Origin of the sequence: Aeromonas veronii (genome assembly GCF_040215105.1) — a bacterium.
GTDB lineage: Bacteria > Pseudomonadota > Gammaproteobacteria > Enterobacterales > Aeromonadaceae > Aeromonas > Aeromonas veronii_G.
Genome location: NZ_CP157875.1, coordinates 2098525 through 2107983 on the forward strand (window position 1 = coordinate 2098525; position 9459 = coordinate 2107983).

13 protein-coding genes are annotated in these 9459 nt (G+C 62.4%); 3 read left to right on the plus strand and 10 right to left on the minus strand.

The genetic code is table 11. From position 1 onward, the window contains the following. Position 1: 1 nt before the first annotated feature. The 3 genes from hxpB to ABNP46_RS09630 form a co-directional block, all read right to left on the minus strand. Positions 2-661, minus strand: a complete 660-nt coding sequence (gene hxpB, locus ABNP46_RS09620) for a hexitol phosphatase HxpB (protein WP_349922159.1) — start codon at positions 659-661, stop codon at positions 2-4. A 106-nt stretch (positions 662-767) separates the two neighbouring features. Then, on the minus strand, positions 768-1946 hold the full coding sequence (purT, locus tag ABNP46_RS09625; protein ID WP_349922160.1) for a formate-dependent phosphoribosylglycinamide formyltransferase: 1179 nt from the start codon (positions 1944-1946) through the stop codon (positions 768-770). 85 nt (positions 1947-2031) lie between these two features. Then, on the minus strand, positions 2032-2922 hold the full coding sequence (locus ABNP46_RS09630; protein WP_349922161.1) for a DMT family transporter: 891 nt from the start codon (positions 2920-2922) through the stop codon (positions 2032-2034). A 226-nt stretch (positions 2923-3148) separates the two neighbouring features. On the opposite strand from ABNP46_RS09630, the gene ABNP46_RS09635 reads away from it, so the two are divergent. Continuing rightward, entirely contained in the window at positions 3149-3736 is a 588-nt protein-coding gene (locus tag ABNP46_RS09635) for an FMN-dependent NADH-azoreductase (protein ID WP_349922162.1), read from the plus strand. Between the two features lie 82 nt (positions 3737-3818). Here ABNP46_RS09635 and ABNP46_RS09640 read toward each other — a convergent pair whose 3' ends face one another. The 4 genes from ABNP46_RS09640 to ABNP46_RS09655 form a co-directional block, all read right to left on the minus strand. Beyond that, on the minus strand, positions 3819-3995 hold the full coding sequence (locus ABNP46_RS09640; protein ID WP_349922163.1) for a hypothetical protein: 177 nt from the start codon (positions 3993-3995) through the stop codon (positions 3819-3821). Between the two features lie 147 nt (positions 3996-4142). Continuing rightward, positions 4143-4331, minus strand: coding sequence for a DUF4250 domain-containing protein (locus tag ABNP46_RS09645; protein ID WP_349922164.1), 189 nt, complete (start codon positions 4329-4331; stop codon positions 4143-4145). Beyond that, positions 4328-4798, minus strand: coding sequence for a MarR family winged helix-turn-helix transcriptional regulator (locus ABNP46_RS09650; RefSeq protein ID WP_349922165.1), 471 nt, complete (start codon positions 4796-4798; stop codon positions 4328-4330). Before ABNP46_RS09650 ends, ABNP46_RS09645 begins: the two co-directional genes overlap by 4 nt. A 150-nt stretch (positions 4799-4948) precedes the next feature. Then, positions 4949-6181 carry a UPF0149 family protein gene (locus tag ABNP46_RS09655; protein ID WP_349922166.1) on the minus strand — a complete coding sequence of 411 codons (1233 nt, stop codon included), beginning with the start codon at positions 6179-6181 and terminating at the stop codon, positions 4949-4951. Positions 6182-6451: 270 nt separating this feature from the next. On the opposite strand from ABNP46_RS09655, the gene ABNP46_RS09660 reads away from it, so the two are divergent. Next, a complete protein-coding gene (locus ABNP46_RS09660) occupies positions 6452-7342 on the plus strand; it encodes a CvfB family protein (protein ID WP_349922452.1) in 891 nt (296 codons plus the stop codon). Beyond that, positions 7343-7654, plus strand: coding sequence for a DUF1289 domain-containing protein (locus ABNP46_RS09665; protein ID WP_349922167.1), 312 nt, complete (start codon positions 7343-7345; stop codon positions 7652-7654). A 49-nt stretch (positions 7655-7703) separates the two neighbouring features. On the opposite strand, the gene ABNP46_RS09670 is transcribed toward ABNP46_RS09665, so the two are convergent. The 3 genes from ABNP46_RS09670 to ABNP46_RS09680 all read right to left on the minus strand — a co-directional run bounded on the left by ABNP46_RS09670 (position 7704) and on the right by ABNP46_RS09680 (position 9384). Continuing rightward, a complete protein-coding gene (locus ABNP46_RS09670; protein WP_349922168.1) occupies positions 7704-8027 on the minus strand; it encodes an HI1450 family dsDNA-mimic protein in 324 nt (107 codons plus the stop codon). 275 nt (positions 8028-8302) lie between these two features. Further along, a complete protein-coding gene (gene mtgA, locus ABNP46_RS09675) occupies positions 8303-9073 on the minus strand; it encodes a monofunctional biosynthetic peptidoglycan transglycosylase (protein ID WP_349922169.1) in 771 nt (256 codons plus the stop codon). Continuing rightward, positions 9058-9384, minus strand: a complete 327-nt coding sequence (locus ABNP46_RS09680; RefSeq protein ID WP_349922170.1) for an HI1450 family dsDNA-mimic protein — start codon at positions 9382-9384, stop codon at positions 9058-9060. The genes mtgA and ABNP46_RS09680 overlap by 16 nt, the downstream gene beginning before the upstream one ends. Positions 9385-9459 lie beyond the last annotated feature (75 nt).

Sequence of the window (9459 nt, forward strand, 5' to 3'; positions counted from 1 at the left end):
CTCAGGCTATCCAGCGTTCCAGCATATCGTCGTCCAGCTCGGCCAGGGAGCGGAGCTCGTGATCGGCAATGGCGAGACGGGGATCGCCCACTAGGGCGGGATCCGGCACGATGAGTGCTTTCATGGAGGCGGCCTTGGCAGCCAGCAGCCCGGTGAAGCTGTCCTCGATGGCCAGACAGTGCACCGGCAGCACGCCGAGCTTCTCGGCGGCGTGGATGTAGACATCCGGGTGGGGTTTGCCAAAGCGCTCTACCTCGGCGGAGTGCACCGCGAGGAAACGCTCCTTGATGCCGAGCTTGCCGAGCACCGCCTCCACCATGGAGAAGGGAGAGGAGGTGGCGAGGCCGATCTTGAGGCCGCGGGCCTCCATCAATGCCAGCGCTTCCAGCACGCCCTCCTTGGGCTGGCCCTCACTCAGGATGAGGGCAATGACCTGATCCAGGATGCGTTGTACCACCTCTTCCTGGCTCGGGCCGCTCCAGGGGCGAATGCGATACCAGTGCGCCACCAGCTGATCGATACGCACGCCGATGGTGGAGTTGCAATCTTCCTCGGTGTGGAAGTGGCCAAGCTCGGAGAATACGGCCATCTGGGCCCGTTGCCAAAAGGGTTCGGAATCGATCAGGACACCGTCCATATCGAAGATCACGGCAGTTAACATCATTGACTCCTGACAAGGTTGAAGGGGGATTATAAGCCGGACGGGCAAATGCAAAAGGGGCATTTCACTGCCCCTTGCGCCCGATCATGCCCGGGGGGGCGTCTGCTTAAAGGATGACCTCGACGCTCGCAGCCACCGCCTTGGCCCGCGCGATGGCCTCCTCGCAGTGCAGGCCACGGGCGAGTGCGACCCCGAGGCGGCGGCGACCGGCGATCTCCGGCTTGCCAAAGAGCCGCAGCTGGGCGCCCGGCACCAGGGCCAGAGCCTCGCCAATGCCCTGATAGCGGATGTCCTGGCTGTGGCCGTCCCGCAGTACCACGGCGGAGGCGCTCGGCCCGTACTGGTTGATGGCGCCGATGGGCAGCCCCAGGATGGCGCGCACGTGCAGGGCAAATTCGGAGAGATCCTGGGAGATGAGCGTCACCATGCCGGTGTCGTGGGGACGGGGGGAAACCTCGCTGAACCAGACGTTTTCCCCCTGCACGAACAGCTCGACCCCGAACAGACCGTAGCCGCCGAGGGCCTCGACCACCTTGGCGGCGACCTCTTTGGCGCGGGCCAGGGCCAGCTCGCTCATGGCCTGGGGCTGCCAGGATTCGCGATAGTCGCCATCCTCCTGGCGGTGACCGATGGGATCGCAGAAGTGGATGCCATCCACCGCCCGCACCGTGAGCAGGGTGATCTCGTAGTCAAAAGGCACGAAGCCCTCGACGATCACCTTGCCACGACCGGCCCGGCCCCCCTCCTGGGCATAGGTCCAGGCGTCGTCCAGCTTGGCAAGATCGCGCAGCAGGCTCTGGCCCTTGCCGGAGGAGCTCATCACCGGTTTGACCACGCAGGGCAGGCCGATGGCGGCCACGGCGGCGTCAAATTCGGCCTTGCTCTGGGCGAAGCGATAGGTCGAGGTAGGCAGGCCCAGCTCCTCGGCGGCGAGGCGGCGGATCCCTTCCCGGTTCATGGTGAGCTGGGTGGCACGGGCGTTCGGCACCACGTTCACCCCTTCCTGTTCGAGGGTTGCCAGGGTGTCGGTGGCGATGGCTTCAATCTCGGGGATGATGAGATCGGGTTTGACCTGATTGACCAGGGCGCGCAGGGCGGCGCCATCGAGCATGTCCAGCACATGGGCTTGGTGCGCCACCTGCATGGCGGGGGCGCCTGCGTAGCGATCGGCGGCAATGACCTCGATGCCAAGACGTTGCAGTTCGATGGCGACTTCCTTGCCGAGCTCCCCCGAGCCCAGCAGCAGGGCACGGGTGGCAGAGGGGCGGGTGGCGGTTCCAAACATTCGATCTCTCCTCAGGTTGATGGCCATAGTACGGCCACCAGTGTGGCCAACGGGCGGACAAAAAAAGAGGCACGCATGGCGTACCTCAGGAAACGGACTTGTGGGCGCGCTGCTCCAGATGGGTCAGCAGCGTGATGGCGCCAATGATGATGGCGGCGCCGAGCCACAATCGGCCAGGGGGGGCCCAGCCAAATACCAGCCAGCCGGCCAGCACGTTCATGGGCAGCTTGGCAAAATCGAACGGTTGAACAAAAGAGGCCTCGGCCACGCTGTAGGCGCGGGCGATGGACATCTGGGCCAGCGCCGACAGCACCCCGGAAGCCGCCACCAGCAGCCACTGGGTCTGGGTCGGCCACTGCCATTCCGGCAGGGCCAGCATGGCGTTGAACGGGGTGCTGAAGATGAGCAGGTAGACGACGATGGTGTGGGACGACTCGCTCGCCGCCTGATAGCGCACCAGCAGGGAGTAACCGGCCCAGAACAGGGCGGCCGCCACCGGCAGCAAGGAGGCCCAGCTGAAATCATCGGTCCAGGGCGCCAGGATCAGCATGGCCCCCACAAAGCCCGCCAGGGTGGCGAGGATGCGGGCCCGGCTCACCTGCTCCTTGAGCAGCAGGGCAGACCCCAGGGTGGCGAACAGCGGCGAGGTCATCAACAAGGCAATCCCCTGCCAGATGGGCACAGGCACCGCCAGCGCCCAGAGCCAGAACTGGATGCCGATGACGGCAAGGGCCACCCGCAGCAGGTGCAGACGCAACTGATTGGTCATCAGGGATTGACGCAGGCCGTGGCGGATGAGCCAGGGCAGCAGGCAGACCAGGGCGATCAGGTACTGGTGGAAGGCGACCTGGGTGGAGGCGAGGCCGAGCTTGAAGCTGACATACTGGCTCAGGCTGTTGACGGCGGCGAAACAGAGACCTGCCACCATCATCCAGACTGCACCGGCAAAGGGGGAGTGCCTGCGAGGGAGTGCCATGGGATCCGGAATCATGCAAAAAAGTGCGGCGGATCATAACGGCAATCGTTTGTTCTGCCAAGGGCGGGGGGCTTGGCGCAAGCCTGGGTGGCGAGGAAGTGTCCAGACATCAAAAATTTTGAACAAGTTGAGCATCTATTTTCGCTTTCAGGGATGAAAGCCAATCTTTATAGTTGTCTCCATCGACAGTGTGACTGTCCAACTGATAACCAAATGGAGTCTTACCATGGCCAACATCCTCGTACTCAAGTCCAGCATCCTGGGTCAATACTCCCAGTCCAACGCCCTGATCGACGGCTTCCTGGCCGACCACCAGGATGACAACGTCACTGTGCGTGACCTGGCTGCCCTGAACCTGCCGGTGCTGGATGGCGAGCTGGCCTTCGGTCTGCGTGGTGGCGAGAACCTGAGCGAGCGTCAACTGGCCGTGCTGGCACAATCCGACGAACTGGTTGCCGAGCTGAAAGCGAGCGATCTGGTAGTGATTGCGGCTCCCATGTACAACTTCAACATCCCGACCCAGCTGAAAAACTGGATTGATCTGGTGGCTCGTGCTGGCGTGACCTTCCGCTACACCGAAACCGGCCCGGTTGGCCTGGTGGAAAATACCCGCGCCCTGGTGGTCAGCCCCCGCGGTGGCCTGCACGTGGGTAATGCCACCGACCTGGTCACCCCTTACATGCGTACCGTGCTCGGCTTCATCGGCATCCATGATGTGGACTTCATCTACGCCGAAGGCATGGGCATGGGCCCGGAGGCGCAAGCCAAGGGTATCGAGCAGGCGAAAGAGCAGCTGGAAGCCTTGGCTATCTAAATCCGCTTTCTACGCCAGACGAAACAACAACGCAGCCCTCGGGCTGCGTTGTGTTTTTAAGGATCCGGCCAGGCGGATTGGGTCAGTCTCGCAGGAAGTGGCGACAACCGCTGCCGACCAGCAGGCAGACGACGACCAGGGATCCCAGCAGCAGGCTGCTGAGCCACTGCTCGGTGCTGTCGGGTAACTGGGGGAAGAAGAGGCTGATCGTGAAGAGGGCGCTGATGATGATCAGGCTGGTCTGTCGGGTCAGGTGCATGGCGTCGTCCTTGGCTAGTGGTGCACGGATAAATTATCCGCTCTGTGTGACAGCCTGATGTATCCATACCTCAGGCAACAGGTCATCCCACCTTAGCAGCTTTTGCCGTCAGAGCCAGCCCGGCTGGGCACTCTGTGATCCGGATCCCTATCTGAACTGCTTTTGCGCCGCCTGATAGTGGAAATCGCCGCTGGCGAGACGGGCTTCCAGGGCGGCCTTGTCCAGCTCCTGCGCGCGGCAGAGATCGTCGAGATCATCGTAGTGATCACGCAACTGCATGTTGATTGTGCTCAGCAGGATGTGGATGTCCATGGTGGCGAAGTTCTTGAGATTCATGGTTGCTTCTCCTGATCCAGCAGGTGCAGCTGCTCGATGGCGTCGCTCACGCTCTGCAGATGCAGACGGATGCTCTCCCGCGCCTCGGCGGGCAGATAATCGGTGAGGGTGTGTTGCCAGCTGCCGGCCTCGGTCTTGAGCTGCTGGAACAGCACCAGCCCAGCATGGGTGAAGGAGACCAGGCTGATGCGCTTGTCCTGGGGGCTGCTCTCGGTGAACAGGATCCCTTTCTCCACCAGGCGGTGGATCTCGCGGGAGATCCGCACCTTGTCCATGCCGCTCGCCTCCACCAGCTCCTTCTGGCTGATGGGATAGTTGGGGCCGAGCACCATCATCAGGCGCCACTGGGGCACCGTCAGCTGATAGCGCTGCTGGTAAAACTGTTCAAAGGTATCGCGCACCATCTCAGCGGCGTGTACCAGCTGATAGGGAGGGTAGTGGGCGAGCAGCTCAATGATTTTTGACATAAGGCATCCTGCTGTAACGGCTGCATCGGGTGCAGTTTCTCTTGATACTTTGACCTTGATGATACGGAACACAAGGGCATTTGTCTGAGAATGCAAAAGAAAAATGTGCGGTGGCGCACGTGTCAGGCCGTGAAAAAAGTTTTAAAGGCGTCAATTGGCCTTTTGGGTCGCACGCTTTCTCAACCAGATCAAGGCATTGTGCCCAAGCCAGGCCTCTTTGCTCTGCAACGCATAGAGCGCCGCTTCGTCGCGGCTGCCCGCTTGCCATGCTTGGGGATCCTGTTTTGGTAGCTTGCGCTGACCCAGCAGACAGGCGGGGACATGGGGATTGATGGCCATGGCCGCCGCCAGATAGGGGGCCGCCGCCGCGTCACCCTCCCGGACAAAGATCATCAGCGCCTGGTTGTAGCGCAGCCAGCAGGAAGCTTCATCAAAGCGCATCAGCAGGGCTTGAAGGGCATCCCACTCTCCCGACCGGGCATAGAGGCTGGATAAGGGGTGACGACTGCCCGGCTCATCGCTCACGCAGAGCGCGAGCAGGGCCAGATACTCGGCCCGTGCCCCATCGAGTTCTCCCAGCCGCAACAGGCAGTCGGCCCGCCCGGCCCTAGCCGCCAGCAAGGGGCGCGCCGCCTCGGCGCCCCAACCATGCCCGGCGGTGGCTTGCCAGAAGGTGTCATCGAATTGCGGCTCGGCATCGTGGATTATCTTGTCAAACCAGCCGAGGCGCGTCCCGGGATCGCGACAGGCGGCCGCCTGTTCAAACCATGCTTGCCATTGCCGGCTCTGCTCCGTCTCGGGCGCCTGCTGATCATCAGAGACAGAGAGCTGCTGATCCAGGATGAGCAACTGGTTGAGGGCCGCCTTCATCTGCTGACGCTGGCGCTTGCAGAAATCGAGGAAGGAGAGCTCGCTGCCTGCGGCCTGGTGCAGCATCCGGGCCATGGGCTCGTCCCGGAACAGACAGAGTTCGGCGGCCAGGCTGTAACGCAGACGGGTAAGGGGGGCATTGAGATCGGTGGGGGCGGGCCAGCAGGCGAGGCCCAGGCTGAACCCATAGCTCCACTGGCCGAGGGGGTGAGTCTTCGCGAAGACCTGCTCAGGGGTCCCGGTGGAGAGACGGCACTGGCTCGGCAAAGCGAGCTGACCCTCATCGGCCAGGGTTTCCAGCTCGGTGATGAGGTGGGAGAGGGCGGCGCCGCTCTGTGCATCCGGCTCGCATGCGTCTTCAAACAATCCACTCAGGGGGGCCTGCCAGTCCGGCAGTGCTGGCCCCGTCAGGCGGGCACAGAGGAAGCCATGCAGAGCCGGGTAACACAGCGTCTGCTGGCTATGTTGCTGAATCCATTGATTGAGAAGGCGGGTGCGAGTGGCTGGGTTCATCGAAGCGTCCTGTGGCGTAAACGGCGGCGCAGTCTACCCAAAAATGGGGTTATATGCAGCCAATGGGCGGCTGAATGCTGTTATTATCGCCAGGCGGACGTGCCGCGGGCCGGAAAATAGTGGCCCTGAAAGAGCAAGGGGCTAGGTCCCGACACGGCTCTGGGGTAACATGCGCGCCTGCATCGGCAATCGGGCCGGGCCTGCCCATCCTGGGGATGATGGCAGGCAATGCGCCTCCATCAGGGCCGGAAAAGCCGGCTCATCCGGATATTGAAAGAAGAGATCACCATGTTACAGATTGGCAAAATGAACACCCTCACCGTCGTCGAACTCGAAGAGCGGGGCGCCTGGCTGGCGGCCGGCGAAGAGTATGGCGAGCTGCTGCTGCCCAAGCGTCAGTTGCCGGAAGGTGTGGTCGAGGGCGGCGAAGTGTCCGTCTTCCTCTATCTGGATGCTGACTGTGAACCGGTGATCACCACCGACAAACCCTATGCCATGGTGGGGGAGATCGTGGGTCTCAAGGTGGTCAATGCCAACAAGATCGGCGCCTTCCTCGACTGGGGCATGAAAAAGGATCTGTTCGTGCCAAGCCGCGAGCAGAACAAGCCCATGCAGGTGGGTCACGTCTATCTGGTACACCTGATGCTGGACAACGAGGGACGCATGGTGGGCACCAGCCGTCTCGAACGTTTCTTGCGCATCGACCGCATTCCCCTCAAGGCCGGTGATGAGGTGACGGCCCTGCCGGGCGAGCATACCCCCCTCGGCATCAAGGCCGTGGTCAACGGCCAATACTCCGGCATGCTGTTCAAGAACGAGGTATTTGGCCGGGTGATGACGGGTCGGCCGCTGACCGCCTGGGTCAAGCAGGTGCGCGACGATGGCAAGCTGGACTTGACCCTGCAAAAGCCGGGAGTGACGGCGCGGATGGACGACGCTGGCGAGCGCATTCTGGTGCGGTTGCAGAAGCAGGGCGGCAGCCTGGCGGTGGGGGACAAGAGTGATCCCGACCTCATCTACAAGATGTTCAGCATGAGCAAGGGCACCTTCAAGAAGGCCATCGGCGGCCTCTACAAGCAGGGCAAGATCGTCATCGAAGACAACTGCATCACCCTGGTCGATGCGCCCAAGGCCGATGCTGACGACGTGAGCGGCGAGTAAGTGCCGAGCCCCTGCATCGGTCACTGCAAGGCCAAGGATGGACTCTGCCTTGGCTGCGGTCGTACCCTGACCGAGATTGGCCAATGGTCCGCCATGGACAGTGAAGCCCAGCTTGCGCGCATGGCGGAGCTGGATGGCACGCGCAGCACCCATGCCTGCCCGGGTTGTGGCGAGCCGGCGTTTTGCGCCGTGTCGGCGGGAAGCGCCATTACGGAGTGCTGGTGCAGCCAGTTGCCGGCCCTGCCCATGAGCGAGGCGAGTGCCTGCTGGTGCCGCCGTTGTCTGGCCAAGGTGGTTGCCGCCCGGCCCTGAGCAAACTTACTGGATTACAGAGACAAGAAAGGCGCCATGGGCGCCTTTCTCATGCCTGCTGCTGGCGGTGCCAGCGAATATGCACATCGTGCTCGCTGCGATGACGGGGCAGCAGGAAGGTGGCGTAGATCACCTCGAATTCATCCTGATGATCCAGCAGCCCGACCCACACCTCGACCCAGCGCTCCATGTCGACGGGCACGCCGAGTTCGGTCGACCAGTCTGCATTGGGCAGGGTTGCCTCGACGGCGCCTCGCTGTTCGAATTCGAGGGTAATGTCGACGATTTGTTCGGGGGCCAGCATGTCGGCGGCCTGCTCAAGAAACTGATCATAGGCCCACTCGACCAGTTGATCCGGGCTACGTTGTTCCATGCACTCACTCCAGGTACATCCAGGTGCGCCACTGTATCAATTATTGAAGTTGGGGGCCAGATCGGGGCGCAATGGCCCTGTCCATGGGATGATTCAGGAGATAAGGTTGATCGAGCTGTGCAGGTACAGAGGCAGGATGAGGGCAGCATGAAACGACGACAGTTCAGGCGGCAGATCAAACGGCGGCGAGAGACCTGGTGGTGGCACTATTTGCCCCTGCACAGGGAGACGATTGGCGGTCATCTCGGGCCGGCAGTACAAACTGCCGGCAAAGATTAATCGGTGCCGTGCACCCTGTTCAGCGTCACCTGACCGAGTTGCCCCATCTGGCGGCGGATCCAGGCAGAACGCTGTTGTACATAGGGAGAGGGAGGGCTGACCCGGTAGCGCCAGGGATTGGGCAGGGCCGCGGCGAGCAGGGAAGCCTCGTAGCGCGTGAGGCGTATCGCGGGCTTGCCGAAGTAATGGCGCGACGCCGCCTCGGCGCCGTAGATGCCGGGGCCGAACTCCACGATATTCAGATAGACCTCAAGGATGCGGGACTTGTCCCAGCCCAGCTCCATCAACAGGGTGAACCAGGCCTCAATTCCCTTGCGCAGGAAGCTGCGATCACTCCACATGAACAGATTCTTCGCCGTCTGCTGGCTCAGGGTGCTGGCTCCGCGCACCCGCCGGCTTTGCTGATTGTGCTTGAGGGCCGAGCTGATGGCATCCATGTCAAAGCCGTTGTGCTCGGGGAAGCGTTGATCCTCGGCGGCGATCACCGCCAGTTGCAGCTCTTTTGAGATCTGCTCGAGCGGCACCCAGTCATGCTTGACCTCGGCCACCTTGGCGGGAGGGAACAGGGCCCGTTCCAGGCGCCAGGTCCACATGGGGGGATCGATGAAGCGCAGCAACGCCACCGAGACTATGGTGCTGAGCACGGCCGCCAGCAGCAACTTGACGACCCCGCCCAGCAGGCGGCGCATCAGCGGCCGCCGCACGGGGGCGGGCTCCCAGTCGTAGTGGCCAGGATCATCGGGATCCGGAATTACTGGGGTAGCCATTCGATGTGGCAGAACTTCTCGTCGACACGACGGGAGAGCAGCATGCGGGCGAACAGGTGCTCATACTCTTCTTCGGCGTTGCCAAGGCCGACCCAGATCTCGGCATACTCCTCGTCGCTCACGGCAAAACCCACGTCCGCTTCCCAATCATCGGCGGGATCGCTCTCGGCCAGCAGGCCGCGGCTGTTGAACTCCTGGTTGAACAGGGCGATCTCCTGCTCCGGCAGGTTGTCGGAGGCCAGCTCCATGAAGAGTGCGAGGGCGGTGTCGAGCAGTTCCTCGACGCTGTGCATTTCGTCATTCAAAGACATAAGCAAGTCGGTTCCAGATAGGGGGAAGAAGCCTGAGCGGCTTGGCCGCACGGCGGCGGGCGATATTCTAGCTGG